Raw genomic sequence first — 14,845 nt, forward strand, 5'->3', positions numbered from 1 at the left:
GGGCTCCTGGTGCGAGGGCGGGTACGAGGGCGGGTGCGAGGGCTCATTCCCGCAGTTTGCCCCGGCCCGGAGCCCGCTGGCCTGGCCGATCCCGTTTTGTGGAGCGATGCCCCGCCCGCCGGGGAATACGGCCCCGGTGAGCGGGGCTCGGCGCGACGGCCCCGTTTCAGCCCCGGTTGCAGCCCGGCCTCAGCCCCGTTTCGCGAGGATCGACACGTCCTCGTCGATCTCCTGCCAGCCACTCCCCTGCGGGGCGAACAGCTCACCGCCCGAGCTCAGCACGCGCAGGTAGTTCTTCCCACCGCCGCCGCTCAGACGAATCCCACCCTGCACCGACGTCTGCTCCGAGCCGAAGGAGCCGAGCCCGCCGAGCGTCACCTTGCCCGCTGTGCCGACCCGGGTCAGCGCGGCGAAGCGCAGCTGGCCCACCCAGTCGAGGTCGAGCGGCGTCCCCGAAACCCACAGTTTCGTGTCCGCCTCGGGCACGGTGCGCAGCGGGGCTCCCGTCTCATCGCGCACGATCCCGGACATGAGCACGGCGCTCTCGTCCCCGTCGGACACGAGCGCGGCGACCCGGCTCCCGTCCGGGGAGACGCGCACCGCGGTCGGAGTGCGACCGGCGAGCCACGGCGCCGCGACGGCGATCGACTCCCCCGCGGGACCCGTCGCGATCAGCTGTTCCGGGTGCTCGGCCGAGGCGGTCCAGATGTAGCCGAGCGGATCGAAGCTCGGCTCCAGGAGCTTCGGCCGCGCGTCGATGAGGACGCTGCCGTTCTCGTCCACGCGACTCACGCCGCCCGGGTGCCGCACCGCCGCGGCGCGCTCGTCGAGCGCGAGCGACACGGCGTCGGGGTCGAGCTCATGGATGAGCGATCCGAACGGCGGCACCGCGCGGAGCTCGCCCGCGACGAGGGAACCGAACTCGTCGTCGATCATCACGGCCGGTGTGCTCGGCACGCTCACCATGCGCGGGGCGTTCGCCTCGTCGCCGACGTTTGCGCGGAGCGGCGTGCCGTCGACGAGCAGTTCGAAGCCCGTCACGCCCGGCACCGACTGGAGGCTCGACTTCAGCTGCTGGCGCAGCTCCGCGAGCGCGACGGGCTGCGCCTCGAGCAGGTGGCTCGTGAGGTCGATGCGCGCCGACCCCTCCACCACCGGAACGGAGCTCTTCGCGAGCGCCGTGCCCGAGGGGAAGCCGCTGCGCACCACCTCGCGCATGCCCTCGCTCGGCCCCTCGAGCAGCGCGCCGACGATCTCCGTCGCGAGTGAGCTGCGCGTGAGGAACCAGCGCGTCTCGGGCACGAGCAGGTTCCCCGCCCCGATGAAGTAGAGCTGGTGCGGCGACCAGATGGTGGAGAACATCGTGGCGTCGAGGATGATGCCGTTCGGCGCGGACGAGATGCGCCACTCGGCGCCCACCCGCTCGAACTCGAAGCGCATCTCCATGCTCGGCCCCGGGGCGACGGGCAGCATCTCGCCCGCGGCGTCGACCTTCGCGGACACCGCGAGGGAGAGCACGCCCGTCGTATCACCATCGGCGCGGTACGGCCGGCTGCCCTCGTCGATCAGCACCCCCGAGTTGGGATCCCACTGGTTCGCGTAGCCCGTCGTGAGGAACTCCCGCGCCGTCGCGTACTCGTCGGCCGAGGAAGTCGCCGCGAGCACGAAGCCGCGCACGAGGTCCTCCTGGCTCGCCCCGGCGATCGGCCCGGGCGGCTTGTACTGGTAGACCTGGTCCGCCTGCTTGAGGTCCGTGAGCCCCACCTGGACCGGGCCGGCGTTCGGGATCGACACGCAGCCCGCGAGGAGCGCCGCCGTCGCGGTCACGAGCACCGCGCGGAGCGTTCGCGAGCGCGCGGCACGGGCGCCGCGGCCGTTCGGTCTGATACTCATCGGCGCTTCTCCTTCCTGATCCTGCGGCCCGGCCGGCGCAGCCAGCCGCCCGTCGAGCGCACATCGCCGCCGTCGGTCGTGGCCCCCTCGGGCACGAGCGGCAGGGGTGAGACGAAGCTCGTCACGTGCTCGCCGCGCGGCAGCGTGAGCCGGAAGTTCGATCCCGCTCCCGGGCTCGACCACGCCTCCAGGATCCCGCCGTGCACGGCGGCGTCCTCCTGCGCGATCGCCAGTCCGAGCCCGGTGCCGCCGAGCGTGCGCTTCCGCGACGGGTCCGCGCGCCAGAAGCGGTCGAAGACGTGCTCGGTGTCCGCGGCGGTCATGCCGATCCCCCAGTCGCGCACCGAGATCGCGATCGCCGAGGCGTTCGAATCGATCGTCACGAGGATCGCGTGCTCCTCGCCGTGCTCGATCGCGTTGCCGACGAGGTTCGAGACGATCCGGCGGATGCGCCGCGGGTCGACCTCGATCGGCGCGTAGCCGCCGAGCGCGCGCACCTCGATGTGCTGCGCCGCGAGCGTCTGCAGCCCGTCCACCACCTCGCCGACGAGCGCGACGAGGTTCGTCGGCTCGGTCTCGAGCGTCACGCGACCGGCGTCGTAGCGCGAGATCTCGAGCAGGTCGCCCAGCAGCAGCTCGAAGCGCTCCACCTGGGTTCCGAGCACCTCGACGGCGCGCTGCTGCCCCGGTTCCAGCCCGTCGGAGCTTCCCTGGATCACCTGGCTCGCGAGTCGGATCGTGGTGAGCGGGGTGCGGAGCTCGTGCGAGACGTCGGAGACGAAGCGCTGCTGCATCTCGGAGAGTTCGTCGAGCTCCTGGATGCGGGCCTGGAGCGTGTCCGCCATGTCGTTGAAGCCCTCGGAGAGCACGTCGAAGTGCTCATCGTTCTGGAGCGGCATGCGGGCGTCGCTCTCGCCCGCGGCGAGCCGGCGGCTCGTGTCCGCCGCGGCGCGGAGCGGCCGGAAGACGATGCGGGACATGATCCAGACCAGGATGCCGATGAATGCCATCATCGCGGCCGCCGTGATCAGGAGCGTGCGCTGCACGAAGCTCAGCGTGTTCTGCGTGTCCCCGAGGTTGTAGCCGATGAAGAGGTCGTAGGTGCCCGCCCCCGCGGGGAAGGACAGCCGCGAGGCGACGAGAATGCCCGGGGCGCTCGATCCGTCCTCCTCGGCGAACGTCACCGCCTGGAAGTACTGGGGTTCAGCGCCGGAGGCGACCGCCTCGGAGAGTTCGGGGCTCACGGCGTCGAGGAGCAGGTTCTTCGAGGTCGTCGCGGGCGGCGCGTCCGAGTTGGGGGCCTGCCCCGGCTCCCGGCGCAGGTAGACGAGCTGGCTCGACGACGCATCCTGGACCGTGCGCCGCACGGACGCGGCGAGCAGGGACAGGCCGCCGCGGTCGGATGCGTCGGAGGCGTCGATGAGGCGCTGCGCCGCGAGCGTCGCGCGCGCCGAGTCCTGCAGCGCTTGGTCCTTCCGCGAGGAGTACAGGTCCCCGCTGATACTCGTGAGGATGAAGACGCCGGCGATGAGCACCATGAACCCCGTCACCAGGCCCGTGATCGTCATGGTGCGCACCATGAGGGATCGCCGCCACCTCGCGCGGAAGCCGCCGAGCACGGGCTCCGTGGCGCGCACCCAGCGGAGGTGCAGGCGGCGGAGCGCGATCCCGAGCCGCGAGCGGCGGGAAGCCACCTCGCTACTCCGCGGCGGAGCCGGCGCGGTAGCCCACGCCGCGCACCGTGGTGACGATCGTGGGGTGGTCCGGATCCTGCTCGATCTTCGCGCGGAGGCGCTGCACGTGGACGTTCACGAGTCGCGTGTCTGCCTTGTACTGGTAGCCCCACACCTTCTCGAGCAGCACCTCGCGCGTGAACACCTGCTGCGGCTTCCGCGCGAGGATCGCGAGGAGGTCGAACTCGAGGGGCGTGAGCGGGATCGCCTGAGAGCCGCGCCGCACCTCGTGCGCCGCCACGTCGATCGTGAGGTCGCCGATCTTCAGCGTCTCGGTCGCTTCCTGCTGCGGCTCGCGGAGCCGGGCGCGGATGCGGGCGATGAGCTCGACCGGGTTGAACGGCTTCACCACGTAATCGTCGGCGCCCGCTTCGAGGCCGCGCACGACGTCGCGGGTGTCGGTGCGCGCCGTCAGCATGATGATCGGGGTGCCCGATTCGGCACGGATCTTCTCGGCGACCTCGATGCCGTCGAGGCCGGGGAGCATGACGTCGAGCAGCACGAGATCGGGGCGCATCTCGCGGAACTGCTCGACTGCCTCGGCTCCGTCGACCGAGAACTCCGTCTCGAAGCCCTCGCCCTGCAGCACCATGCCCAGCATTTCGGCAAGCGCCCGGTCGTCGTCTACCACCAAGATGCGCGCACTCATGGTCCCATTATGACCGCACGCGCCGTGGAATGCGTCGTGAACCGGTCACGGAGCGCCGCAATCGGGCCGGAGTCGCGCAGCCGCGCGGCCCGGGCCAGCTCAGAAGTGGTCGAAGCGACCGGGCAGCACTTCCCACGGCTCGCGCCCCAGGTACTCGCACACGGCGAGGTGGACGCAGTGCTCCACGAAGTAGCGGCGGTGCTCGTCGTCGTTCACATGAAGCCCGCGAGCACGCTGGATGGGCATCCGGAAGAGCATGATCGTGCGCGCCGAGCGGTCGATCGCGTAGAGCAGCGGGTTCCGGCTCTCGCCCCGGCCCGTCGGCGCCGTCTGGAAGCCGATGCGCACGCCGTCGAGCTCCTCCGGGAAGTGCGCCTGGAGCAGCTGCACGGCCCCGCGGGCGTCGGCCTCGAAGCGGGGGATCCGTCCCGACGCATCGGGCAGGTTCGGCCCGACGAGCGCGGAGCGGATCGGCCGTCGCCCGTGCCTGCGGGAGACCCTGCTCCGCGGGGAACGCTGACGACCGGACATGGCTCCCAGTCTAGGCCCCGCCGGGCTCAGCGGGTGTAGACCGTGAGCTCGCCCTCGCGCGGGTCCGGCGCGAGCACCGGGTACCCGGCGATGTCGCCGCCCTGCAGGTAGCGCACGCCGGCGTGGATCGGCGCCGAGGTCTCGAGCACCGCGTCGGCCGGCGCCGCGGAGACGACCGCGGCCCCCGCGGGGACCGTCGCCGTGCGTGCCTTGCTCGCGCCGCTCGCCGAGGTGATCTGCACCGTCGCCGGCTCCTCCCCCGTGTTGACGAGGACGAGCGATCCGCCCGACACGATCGGCGCCGCGATCGGCGTGTCCGCTGCGGCCTCGGGGGCCGGCTCGAACCACTCGTAGTCGTGCTCCTTGCCGCTCGTCGCCGAGCCGAGCACACCGGCGACGACCGGAGCGTCCGAGTTGAGCACGACCGCGTTCGCGCCCTGCGGCCACACGGGCACGCTGAGCTCGCCGACGGCATTCGGCTCAAGGGCGATCTCGCCGAGCTCGGTGCTGCCGCCCTTCGCGTCGATCGCCCGCACGCGCACCGTCGTCGCGACCCCGCCCGGAGCCAGAGCGCGCACGAGGACCGGGTAGTCGTCGCCCTCGCCGGAGTCGTTCGGGCCGCGCTCGTGGTCGCTCGCGTTGGCGACGCCGGGCACCACGAGGTGCGTCGCCGCCTCGACCTGACGCCCCACGGACGACACCGCGAAGGCCTCGAGGCCGTAGCGGTGGGCCACGCCGAGGCTCGCCGTCACGGGGGCGCCGGTACTCGTGACGCGCACCGCGAAGCGCTCGCGATCGGGCGCGTAGCCGTTCAGCGAGATGGTCTGCTCGGTGCCGGGGGCGACGAGCACACCGGCGGTCTGCACGGCGTCGACGACCCCGTTCTCGTCGTACACCGTGATCTCGGCAGTCGCGGGCACGCCGCCGGGGTTCCCCAGACTGAGCGTGGTCGAGACGCCGAGGTTGCTCGCGCCGCCGACGAGCCACTGCTCGTTCAGGGGTTCCGCGCACGCGCTCGCCGTGGCGCCGCGCAGCTGCTCGCCAGTGACCGCCTGGATCTGCGCCGCGGCGAGCGGCGTCTCCACCGGTGCCGCGATGACGCCGGGGAGGCCCTCGCCGCCCTCGCTACGCTGCAGGTTCGTGGTCCCGGTCGCCGCACCCGACACCGTCACCGCGGCGACGCCGGTGGGAATGGCCGCGCCGGGCCGGGCCTGATCCGCACCGAGCACCGAGAAGGAGCCGGCACAGACGAGCGAGCGGGTAGTGTTCTGCGTGGTATCGACCACGATGGGCTGGGGCGCGCGCGACACCTCGGGAAGGGCGGTGCCGCCGAGGAGCACGACGGCCGAGGCTGCGGCGGCCACCACGAGGAGGCCGGTCACCGCACGGGCCCCGCCGCGCAGCATGCGTGAGCGATCGTTCATCGTGCGGTTCCGTCCTGCTGTTCGGTATCGGGGTCGGCCTCGGGCTCGGGGCTGCCCTCCGCTTCGGGCTCGGGCTCGGGCTCGGCCGCAGATTCGAGCTCAGGCTCCGGGTCGAGCTCCGGCTCCAGCTCCAGCTCAGGCTCCGGCGCGGGCTCCGGCGCGGGCTCGGGTGCAGCCTCAGCCGCGGGCTCAGCCGCAGCCACATCCGCGGGCTCAGCCGCAGCCGCATCCGCGGGTGCATCCGCGGTGCGAGTGTCCGGGGCCGCGGGAGCGGACTCCGCCGCCTCCACCTCGGCCGTCGCCGTCGCCGCGGGTGCGGCCGGAACCACCTGCGCCGCGCCGCGCTTGCTCCGCTTCGGGCGCTTCCGCCGCTCGGGCCGGTACGTCACCTCGCCCGTGGGCAGGGCGAGGAGCAGCACGCCGAGGAGGACGACGAGCTGCACGGCCCAGATCGTCCGCCCGGTGAGCGAGGTGCCGCCCAGGTGCTGGGCGGCGTCGCCCGGGGCCTCGGCCTCGGTCGCCTCGGGCTCCGCGACGCGCCAGAGCAGGCCCTGCGCCGTCTGCCCGGCGCTCACGAGCGCCGGGTGCTGGTCGAAGAGGCGCTGCAGTTCGGCGCGCTCGACGTCGCTTCCGGAGCCGGGCAGCAGCACGAAGCCGACGCCCGCGTCCCGCAGCGGCTCGGTGAGGTCCTGGCCGCCCACGCTCGCGAGCCCGCCGACGAGCTCGGCCGTCTCACGGTCGGCATCGGTGAGCTCCGGGGTCTGATCCGCGCTGCGCACCCGGTCAAGGCGGACACCGGCCCCGGTGACCATCTGCGCGCGCACGGCGTGCGAGGCCTCCGCGGTGACCACGAGGGTGCGCACCCCGGGCTGGCTCTCGCCCGCGGCCTGCACGAGTGCGGGCATCTGCGTCACGGCGGGGCCGAAGGGCACTCGGCCGAGGAACAGCTGGGCGCTCACCGGCACGACCGCGACGATGGCCGCGACGAGCGCGACGGCCACCACGGGCACGGCGCCCTTGCGGAGAGTCGAGGCGCCGACCGCTGCGAGGCTCAGCACCGCGAGCCAGTAGACCGCGAGCCCGGATCCAGTCCAGATCGCCACGCTCGTGTCGCCCACGACCGAGAGCTCGAGCTGCGCCGCGGCGATCGCGGTGAGCATGCCGAGCCCGCCGAGCAGCGAGCTGAACAGCGTGACCGCGACGCGTCCCGTAAACAGTCCGAGCAGCGCGAGGAGCGCGATCGGGAGCATGAGCACGCCGACGAGCAGCGTGGCGGGCGGGCCGCCGAGGCCGATCGTCTCGAGGATCCCGCCCCAGCCCGCCAGGCCGAACTCGGGGAATCCGAGGAGCAGGTGCCACGTCGAGCCGGGCGTGAACGGGGACACGATGCCGGGGTCGAGCAGGAGGTCGAGCGGCCGACCGTCGGCGATGCTCGTGACGATCTTCGGCGCGAACAGCACGAGCGGCACGAGCGCCGTCGTGAGCACCCGGGCTGCGCCGCGGAGCGTGGTGAACAGGCCGACCACGAGCAGCACGAGCGCGGCGGGGATGAGCACGGGGGCCGCGGCGAGCGCGACGCCCGCGAGGAGCGATGCCGTGCCCGCCCAGCTCCACGACTCGCGGCAGCGCGTCGCCGCGAGCAGCAGCCAGGGCAGTGTGACCGTGAGGACGAGGGTGGGGAGCCGGCCGGAGTCGAGCGAGCCGAGCAGCACCGGGCTGAGCGCGAAGCCGAGCGCCGTGAGCGCGCGGCCCGCCTTCGACTCGGTGAGCTGCGCCGCCCAGATCCAGGCGCCGAGCGCCGTGAGCGGGATCGCGGCGATGATGAGCAGCACGATCGCGTGCGAGGGGTTCCAGAACGTGAGCGTGCCGAGCAGCGCGAGCACCCACGCGAAGGGGTCCGCGGGGACGCCGTCGAGCGCGCGTGTGTTCCACCACAGCTGATCGAGGGAGCTCAGCGGGGCGAGCCCGCCCCCGGCGAGACTCGTGTGCGGGAAGGCCCACCAGGTGAGCGCGACGGTCGCGACGATCGCCGCCGCGAGCACGGCGAGGCCGCCCGAGGAGATGAAGTGCAGTTCCCGGCGCTGCAGCCCCGAGCTCGCGAGGATCGCCTCGCGGTCGATCATGCGGGCGGTGCGCACGCTCTTCGGGTCGATGCGCAGCGGCCGGATCGCCGCCCAGCCCGCAGTGTTGTGCGCGCGGATCCTGCGGCGCGATGCGATGATCGCGTGAGGCCGGAAGAACACGCTGAGCGCGGAGACGAACTCCCCGAGCATGTTGCCCGGTTGCTCGCGGATGAGCGACCAGAGCACCCGGAGCACGGCGAGGATCGGCAGGCCGAGCCAGGCGAAGAACGCGAACGGCGCACGCGCATAGGCGATCCTGCGGTGCAGGTGCGCCGTGCGGGCCTGGCGGTGCGCCTGGCGGAGCACGGAGCGGCGGCGGTCGATCCGCGGGCCGGCGACGCCGCTCTGTGCGAAGCGGACGCGCGATTCCGGGGCGACCTCGACGCGGTGGCCCGCGAGCCGGGCGCGCACGCAGAAGTCGAGGCCGTCATCGTAGACGGGCAGTGCGGGATCGAAGCCGCCGAGCTGCTCCCAGACGTCGCGGCGCACGAGCATGCCGACGGGGCCGACGCCGAGCACGTCCTGCAGGTGGTCGTACTGCTGCTGGTCGAGCTCCTGGCGGCGCAGGGTCCAGCGGGCGCCGAAGCGGGTGAGGCTCTGCCCGAGCTCGATGATGCGCTCGGGGCGGTCCCAGTCGACGAGCTTCGGCCCGGCGACCGCGACCGAGGGCGCGCGCTGCACGGCGCTGAGGATGTGGTCGAGCGCCTCGGGCTCGGGGCACGAGTCCTCGCTGAGCAGCCAGAACCACTCGCTCACCTCGTCGTCGTCGACCGCCTCGGCGGCCTGCGCGCCGTGCGCGACGGCTTGGCCGAACGCCACGCGGGAGCCGAGCCCGATCACGCGCTCGGCGCCGCTCGCCATGAGCTGTGCGCCCACCGCGTCGGAGCCGCCGTTGTTCACGGCGATGATGGCCGCGGGCGCGACCGATTGAGCCGCGATGCCGGCAATGGTCTGGTCGAGCCACTCGCCGCCCTGCTGGGCGACGAGGATGGCCGTTACTCTGGTGCGCATATCGCGCCCAGTCTAGGCCGCACGCCTGATCGATGAGGGGAACCTCACCGCGTGCCCCGGCATCCGGCTGCTAGATCGCCTCGCGCCGAAGCCGACGGCGCTCGCGCTCGGAGAGCCCGCCCCAGATGCCGAAGCGCTCATCGTTCTGCAGCGCGTAGTCGAGGCACTCGGAGCGCACCTCGCAGCTCTCGCAGATGCGCTTCGCCTCGCGGGTGGATCCGCCCTTTTCCGGGAAGAAGGCCTCGGGATCGGTTTGCGCGCAGAGCGCGTCGCTCTGCCAGGCGAGGGCCTCGTCCTCCTCGCGCACCCCGGGCACGCCGAGGAAGACGGGATCGACGAACCAATTGCCCGGAACCGGAGTCTGCGGTGTCTCGTTCACCTATCGCTCCTTTCCTGCCTGTGCCGCGTGTCGCGACGGGAACGTCGCGACAATGCATTAATTACACCGTTGTGATTCGCCCAAGTCAAGCCGAAAAGTGTAAACCCTCAAGCCCAGCTTGAAGTTCACCAACACGCGGCCGTGTCACACTTGCGACCGATCCGGGCGTGTTCCCGGCGCCTCCCGCGCTCCGGGTGCGGGAGGCGCTAGCCCCAGATGACCAGCATGCGGTACGTCATCACCGCGGCCGAGAGGTGCACCACCGCGAGCACGAGATTGGCCCAGCGCGTGCGATCGACGAGCGCCCAGAAGCCCGCGCCGAGCGGCAGCAGGAACGCCACGATCAGGTACATCCAGAACTCGAGCGGATCGCCCGCCGCCGTGTTCCCCGAGAACGGGGCCGCGATCGAGATGATGATCTGCACGAGGAGCAGCAGGGCGACGACGAGGGTCGCCCCCATGGTGAAGTCGTTGGGTCCGCGTTTCCGCAGCGCTTCGACAAGGCAGAGGACTGCTCCGGCGAGCGCGACGGCGATGACCGCGATCGCGTATCCGAGGATCATGCCGCACCCCCCGCCGCGTCGGCGTCCGGCGTGGGGAAGTTCGTGACGACGCGGGTGACCCCGCGCTTCACCGAGACGAGCCCGATGAGCCGCCCGTCCGGCGCGATGGCTGCCGCGAGCGGGGCATCGTGCGCCTCGCCGACATCGACGCGCTTGCCGTGGCCGAGATCGAGCGTCTGCTGCGCGTCGAGCGGCAGTTCGGGGAAGAGCCGCGTGGCGACGTCGGCGGGCGCGAGGAGCTCTGCACGCTCCCCCGAGACGAGCTGCTCGATCGTGCCGGCATCCGCCACCTCGAACGGCCCCACCGAGGTGCGCCGCAGCGCCGTGAGGTGCCCGCCGATGCCGAGCGCAGCCCCCAGGTCGCGCGCGAGCGCGCGGATGTAGGTGCCCGTGGAGCAGCGCACCGTCGCGTCGAGGTCGATCACGGCGGCGCCGTCATCGCTCTGCGCAGCGCGCGGCGCTCCCGCCTCGAACGCGTGGATCGTCACGGGGCGCTGCTTCAGCTCGACCGCCTCGCCCGCGCGCACCCGGTCGTAGGCGCGCTGCCCGTCGACCTTGATCGCGCTCACCGCGCTCGGCGACTGCATGATGTCGCCCGTCAGCTCGCGCACGGCTGCCGCAATCCGCTCGGGATCGCGCAGCACCTCGGCGACGGCCGCCGCATCCGCGACCGCCGTCGTCTCGCCCTCGCGGTCATCGGTGACGGTCGCGATCCCGAGCCGGATGGTCGTGGTGTACGTCTTGTCGAGGCCGACGAGGTGGGTGAGCAGCCGCGTCGCCGGGCCGGCGCCGAGCACGAGCAGGCCCGTCGCCATCGGGTCGAGCGTGCCCGCGTGCCCCACCTTCCGCGTGCCGAACGCGCGCCGCGACTTCGCGACCGCGTCGTGGCTCGTCCACCCCTCGGACTTGTCGAGCAGGAGAATCCCGCCGTGCGCGGGCAACGAAACGGAAGGAGCACTCACCCCTCCAGCCTACTGCCAGGCGAAGTCATCATTTCGGCTGATGCCCGCGCGACGCGCAGGGGCGAGGCTGGAAACATGAAGAAACCGCTCCAGCACCTCCTCGTCTCCGCGTTCGTCTACGCCGGGCTCGGCGTCGCCTCCGGGCTCTTCTTCCGCGAGTTCACGAAACTCAACGAGTTCCCCGAGGGCGCCTTCACCCAGCTCGGCCTCGCGCACACCCACCTGCTCTCCCTGGGATTCTTCCCGTTCCTCATCCTGCTCGGCCTCGAGCGCGTGTTCACGTTCTCAGCCTCGAAGCGCGCGTACGGCTGGTTCCTCGGTCTCTACCACTCGGGGGTCATCCTCACCTCGGCCATGCTGATCGTGCACGGCTCGATGACGGTGCTCGGGATCGAGTCCTCCGCGATGATCTCCGGGATCGCGGGGCTCGGCCACATCGCGATCACGGGCGGGATCATCGCGCTCTTCATCGCGCTGCGCGCCGCGGTGCGCGGAGCGGAGGCGCGCCGCGTCGAGGCTCCCGCGGCCTGAGTGCTCCCCCGCACGGTCTCCCCGGTGCGCATCCGACCGTAGACTGGTCCGGATGAGCACCGGGGAGATCGCGCAGGCCGTGAACGCCTGGTACGCGCAGGCCGCGCGGGAGCTGCCGTGGCGCGAGCCCGGCGTCTCGCCCTGGGCGATCCTCGTCTCCGAGTTCATGCTGCAGCAGACCCAGGTGGATCGGGTGCTGCCGCGCTGGACCGCTTGGCTCGAACGCTGGCCCACGCCATCCGCGCTCGCGGCCGCGGAGCCGGGCGAGGCGGTGCGCGCGTGGGATCGGCTGGGCTACCCGCGGCGCGCCCTGTGGCTGCACCGCGCCGCCGTCGAGATCGCCGAACTGCACGGGGACGCGGTCCCCGCCGACGTCGATGCCCTCCTCGCGCTGACCGGGATCGGCCCGTACACGGCGCGCGCGGTGTCGGTCTTCGCGTTCGGCGAGCGCCACCCCGTCGTCGATACGAACACGCGGCGGGTGATCGCCCGCGCGGTGCACGGACGGGCCGCTGCAGGGATGCCGGCCGCGCGCGACCTCGACGACATGGCCGCTCTCCTCCCCGAGGATCAGGCCGCTGCCGCGACGTTCAACGCCGCCGCCATGGAGCTCGGCGCCATCGTCTGCACCGCCCGCGCTCCCCGCTGCGACGCCTGCCCCATCGCCGCGCTGTGCGAGTGGCGCGGCGCCGGCTACCCCGACAACGCCCCGGAGAAGCGGCCCAAGCAGGCGCGCTTCGAGGGCAGCGACCGCCAGGCGCGCGGCCGGGTGCTCGCGCTGCTGCGCGCGACGAGCGCCCCGGTTCCGCGCGCGGATGCGTTGGACACCGCGAGCGCCGACCCCGAGCAGGCCGAGCGGGCCGTGCGCACGCTCCTCGCCGATGGCCTCGTGCAGGAGCACGCGCCGGGCGGCGAGCTGCGGCTCCCCTAGCGCGCTGCGGGCTCGACTACTGCTCGTCGTCCTCGGCGTCGCGGGGCTTCGAGTAGGGATCGGCCTCGCCGGCGAAGCTCGCGTTCGCCGCGAGTGCGGCGGACTCGTCGTCGCGGCGCTTCGCCTCGGCGAGCAGATCGCTCAGGTGCTGCGCGCTCTCGGGCAGCTCGTCGTGGATGAACTCGAGCGTCGGCGTGAGGCGCGTGCCGAGCTGCTTGCCCACCTCGCTGCGCAGCATGCCCGTGGCCGCCTTCAGCGCGGCGGCCGTGTCGGCCTGCTCCTGCTCGTCGCCGTAGACCGTGTAGAACACGCTCGCCTGCTGCAGATCGCCCGTCACGCGGACGTCCGTGATGGTCACAAAACCGAGCCGCGGATCGCGCAGCCCCTTCTCCAGGCGACGAGCGATGATCTGCTGGATCCGCTCCGCTACCTTCCCCGCACGTGGATTACTCATACCCCAATACTAGCTGTGGGTGCCGCGGGAGGCCCTGAGGCTCGCGCCCGCGCGGTAGCGTGGAGGCCACCGCCCCTCCCCAACGGAAGTTGCACTGTGAACGACACCGCCCCAGACCCCCACCCGGCTGAGGAGCAGCCAGCGGCACCGCAGGTCGCGGCACCCCAGTACGCGGCACCCCAGTACGCGGCACCGCAGGTCGCAGCACCGCAGTACGCAGCACCGCAGGTCGCAGCACCCCAGTACGCAGCACCCCAGGTCGCAGCGAACTGGGCGCCCGCGCCGGGCCCCGGCGAGCCCTTCGACGGCGCAACTGATCCGCACGACCTGAGCCGCCCGCTCTACGGCGCGACGCTCGGGCAGGCGATCGCCCGGTTCTTCCGCGGCTACGTCCGTTTCGACGGGCGCGCGTCGCTCAGCGAGTACTGGTTCGCTCGGCTCTTCCTCGCGATGCTGATGCTCGGGTGGGTACTCGGCACCGCGATCGTGCTGAGTCTCCCCGAATCCGCGGGGCGGCCGGCTGCCGGCGCATGGATCGCGCTCGGGATCCTCGCGACGCTGGGCCTCGCCCTCCCCTCCATTGCGAGCATGTGGCGGCGCCTCCACGACGCGAACTTCCCGGGTCCGCTCTGGTTCCTGACGTTCGCCCCCGCGGGTGACCTGGTGCTGCTCGTCCTGATGCTCATGCGCTCGCGCCCCGAGGGGCGGCGCTTTGACGCGGCTTCGCAGGGATCCTTCGCCAGCCCGACCGGCCCCGCCTCGGGCCGCTGACCAACGCGCGCATGCCCACCCACTCTGCGGCGGACGAGCGGCACCTGCGGGCGCTGCGCCTCCTGAGGCAGGTGCGCGATCGCATCGATCGCGACTACGCGGAGCCCCTCAACGTCGCTGAGCTGGGCCGCGGAGTGGGGATGTCGGCGGGCCACCTCAGCCGCGAGTTCACGGCGGCGTACGGCGAGTCGCCGTACAGCTATCTCATGACGCGCCGGATCGAGCGGGCGATGACGCTGCTGCGGCGCGGGGACCTCAGCGCCACCGAGGTGTGCTTCGCCGTCGGCTACGGCTCGCTCGGCACCTTCACCACCCGCTTCACGGAGCTCGTCGGGGTCTCCCCAGGGCGGTATCGGCGCGAGGGCGGCCCGCTCACGGGTCTGCCCGGAATCGTCACGCTGCGCGCCACGAAACCGGTCAGGAATCGAGAAGTCCCCGGCGCCACCGCGGAGTAACGTGACCGGCATGAACATCACCATTCACGTCACGTTCCTGCCCCACACCGACGCCGAGGCGTCGCTCACCTTCTACCGGGATGTGCTCGGCTTCGAGCTGCGCAACGATGTCGGCTACGGCGACATGCGCTGGCTCACGGTCGGGCCGGCCGGCCAGCCCGACACCTCGATCGTGCTCGGCCCGCCCGCCGTCGATCCGGGCCTCACCGACGAGGAGCGCCGGGTCATCGCCGAGCTGATCGCGAAGGGCTCGTACGCCTCGATCGTCTTCGCAACGGACGAGTTGGAGGCACTCTTCGCCCGGGTGGAGGCCGCGGGCACCGAGATCCTCCAGGAGCCCATGGACCAGGACTGGGGCACCCGCGACTTCGCGTTCCGCGATCCCGCGGGCAACACCGTCCGCGTGCAGCAGCGCTGAGCCGCTCCGTCGCACCA

The 14,845-nt window shown here is 72.5% G+C and carries 15 protein-coding genes; 5 read left to right on the top strand and 10 right to left on the bottom strand.

The genetic code is table 11. The features are described 5' to 3' along the window. Positions 1 to 189: 189 nt before the first annotated feature. The 9 genes from U874_RS0111865 to truB form a co-directional block, all read right to left on the bottom strand. Positions 190 to 1,893 (bottom strand): LpqB family beta-propeller domain-containing protein, encoded by a 1,704-nt coding sequence (locus U874_RS0111865; protein ID WP_025134754.1) that lies wholly within the window; start codon positions 1,891 to 1,893, stop codon positions 190 to 192. Beyond that, on the bottom strand, positions 1,890 to 3,587 hold the full coding sequence (mtrB, locus tag U874_RS0111870; RefSeq protein ID WP_025134755.1) for an MtrAB system histidine kinase MtrB: 1,698 nt from the start codon (positions 3,585 to 3,587) through the stop codon (positions 1,890 to 1,892). The genes U874_RS0111865 and mtrB overlap by 4 nt, the downstream gene beginning before the upstream one ends. A 4-nt stretch (positions 3,588 to 3,591) precedes the next feature. Continuing rightward, complete coding sequence (gene mtrA, locus U874_RS0111875; protein ID WP_025134756.1) at positions 3,592 to 4,275, bottom strand: MtrAB system response regulator MtrA; 684 nt, start codon at positions 4,273 to 4,275, stop codon at positions 3,592 to 3,594. 99 nt (positions 4,276 to 4,374) lie between these two features. Then, entirely contained in the window at positions 4,375 to 4,806 is a 432-nt protein-coding gene (locus tag U874_RS0111880) for a metallopeptidase family protein (RefSeq protein ID WP_029988356.1), read from the bottom strand. A gap of 26 nt (positions 4,807 to 4,832) precedes the next feature. After that, positions 4,833 to 6,230 (bottom strand): DUF5719 family protein, encoded by a 1,398-nt coding sequence (locus U874_RS0111885; RefSeq protein WP_025134758.1) that lies wholly within the window; start codon positions 6,228 to 6,230, stop codon positions 4,833 to 4,835. Next, entirely contained in the window at positions 6,227 to 9,364 is a 3,138-nt protein-coding gene (locus U874_RS0111890; protein WP_025134759.1) for a glycosyltransferase family 2 protein, read from the bottom strand. The genes U874_RS0111885 and U874_RS0111890 overlap by 4 nt, the downstream gene beginning before the upstream one ends. A 70-nt stretch (positions 9,365 to 9,434) precedes the next feature. Further along, positions 9,435 to 9,743, bottom strand: coding sequence for a WhiB family transcriptional regulator (locus U874_RS0111895; protein ID WP_025134760.1), 309 nt, complete (start codon positions 9,741 to 9,743; stop codon positions 9,435 to 9,437). A gap of 206 nt (positions 9,744 to 9,949) precedes the next feature. Next, a complete protein-coding gene (locus tag U874_RS0111900) occupies positions 9,950 to 10,306 on the bottom strand; it encodes a hypothetical protein (protein WP_025134761.1) in 357 nt (118 codons plus the stop codon). Next, positions 10,303 to 11,268 (bottom strand): tRNA pseudouridine(55) synthase TruB, encoded by a 966-nt coding sequence (truB, locus tag U874_RS0111905; protein ID WP_025134762.1) that lies wholly within the window; start codon positions 11,266 to 11,268, stop codon positions 10,303 to 10,305. Before truB ends, U874_RS0111900 begins: the two co-directional genes overlap by 4 nt. Before the next feature lie 75 nt (positions 11,269 to 11,343). On the opposite strand from truB, the gene U874_RS0111910 reads away from it, so the two are divergent. Beyond that, positions 11,344 to 11,799 (top strand): DUF2871 domain-containing protein, encoded by a 456-nt coding sequence (locus U874_RS0111910; RefSeq protein WP_025134763.1) that lies wholly within the window; start codon positions 11,344 to 11,346, stop codon positions 11,797 to 11,799. A 52-nt stretch (positions 11,800 to 11,851) separates the two neighbouring features. Continuing rightward, entirely contained in the window at positions 11,852 to 12,730 is an 879-nt protein-coding gene (locus U874_RS0111915) for an A/G-specific adenine glycosylase (protein WP_025134764.1), read from the top strand. A gap of 16 nt (positions 12,731 to 12,746) precedes the next feature. Here the strand turns inward: U874_RS0111915 and rbfA are convergent, their stop codons facing one another. Continuing rightward, positions 12,747 to 13,184, bottom strand: a complete 438-nt coding sequence (gene rbfA, locus U874_RS0111920; protein WP_025134765.1) for a 30S ribosome-binding factor RbfA — start codon at positions 13,182 to 13,184, stop codon at positions 12,747 to 12,749. A gap of 96 nt (positions 13,185 to 13,280) precedes the next feature. Between rbfA and U874_RS14870 the strand changes: the two genes are divergently transcribed. The 3 genes from U874_RS14870 to U874_RS0111940 are packed head-to-tail and all read left to right on the top strand — an operon-like array spanning position 13,281 to position 14,828. Beyond that, positions 13,281 to 13,955 carry a DUF805 domain-containing protein gene (locus U874_RS14870; protein ID WP_025134766.1) on the top strand — a complete coding sequence of 225 codons (675 nt, stop codon included), beginning with the start codon at positions 13,281 to 13,283 and terminating at the stop codon, positions 13,953 to 13,955. 11 nt (positions 13,956 to 13,966) lie between these two features. After that, positions 13,967 to 14,410, top strand: coding sequence for a helix-turn-helix transcriptional regulator (locus tag U874_RS0111935; RefSeq protein ID WP_025134768.1), 444 nt, complete (start codon positions 13,967 to 13,969; stop codon positions 14,408 to 14,410). 10 nt (positions 14,411 to 14,420) lie between these two features. Further along, positions 14,421 to 14,828, top strand: a complete 408-nt coding sequence (locus U874_RS0111940; RefSeq protein WP_025134769.1) for a VOC family protein — start codon at positions 14,421 to 14,423, stop codon at positions 14,826 to 14,828. Positions 14,829 to 14,845 lie beyond the last annotated feature (17 nt).

This window comes from Leucobacter sp. PH1c (assembly GCF_000633415.1).
Taxonomy (GTDB): domain Bacteria; phylum Actinomycetota; class Actinomycetes; order Actinomycetales; family Microbacteriaceae; genus Leucobacter.

Excerpts from the sequence above, each read along its gene's own strand:
- U874_RS0111865 (WP_025134754.1), bottom strand. The coding sequence starts at position 1,893 with ATGAGTATCAGACCGAACGGCCGCGGCGCCCGTGCCGCGCGCTCGCGA.
- mtrA (WP_025134756.1), bottom strand. The coding sequence starts at position 4,275 with ATGAGTGCGCGCATCTTGGTGGTAGACGACGACCGGGCGCTTGCCGAA.
- U874_RS0111880 (WP_029988356.1), bottom strand. The coding sequence starts at position 4,806 with ATGTCCGGTCGTCAGCGTTCCCCGCGGAGCAGGGTCTCCCGCAGGCAC.
- U874_RS0111885 (WP_025134758.1), bottom strand. The coding sequence starts at position 6,230 with ATGAACGATCGCTCACGCATGCTGCGCGGCGGGGCCCGTGCGGTGACC.
- U874_RS0111890 (WP_025134759.1), bottom strand. The coding sequence starts at position 9,364 with ATGCGCACCAGAGTAACGGCCATCCTCGTCGCCCAGCAGGGCGGCGAG.
- U874_RS0111900 (WP_025134761.1), bottom strand. The coding sequence starts at position 10,306 with ATGATCCTCGGATACGCGATCGCGGTCATCGCCGTCGCGCTCGCCGGA.
- U874_RS0111910 (WP_025134763.1), top strand. The coding sequence starts at position 11,344 with ATGAAGAAACCGCTCCAGCACCTCCTCGTCTCCGCGTTCGTCTACGCC.
- U874_RS0111915 (WP_025134764.1), top strand. The coding sequence starts at position 11,852 with ATGAGCACCGGGGAGATCGCGCAGGCCGTGAACGCCTGGTACGCGCAG.
- rbfA (WP_025134765.1), bottom strand. The coding sequence starts at position 13,184 with ATGAGTAATCCACGTGCGGGGAAGGTAGCGGAGCGGATCCAGCAGATC.
- U874_RS0111935 (WP_025134768.1), top strand. The coding sequence starts at position 13,967 with ATGCCCACCCACTCTGCGGCGGACGAGCGGCACCTGCGGGCGCTGCGC.
- U874_RS0111940 (WP_025134769.1), top strand. The coding sequence starts at position 14,421 with ATGAACATCACCATTCACGTCACGTTCCTGCCCCACACCGACGCCGAG.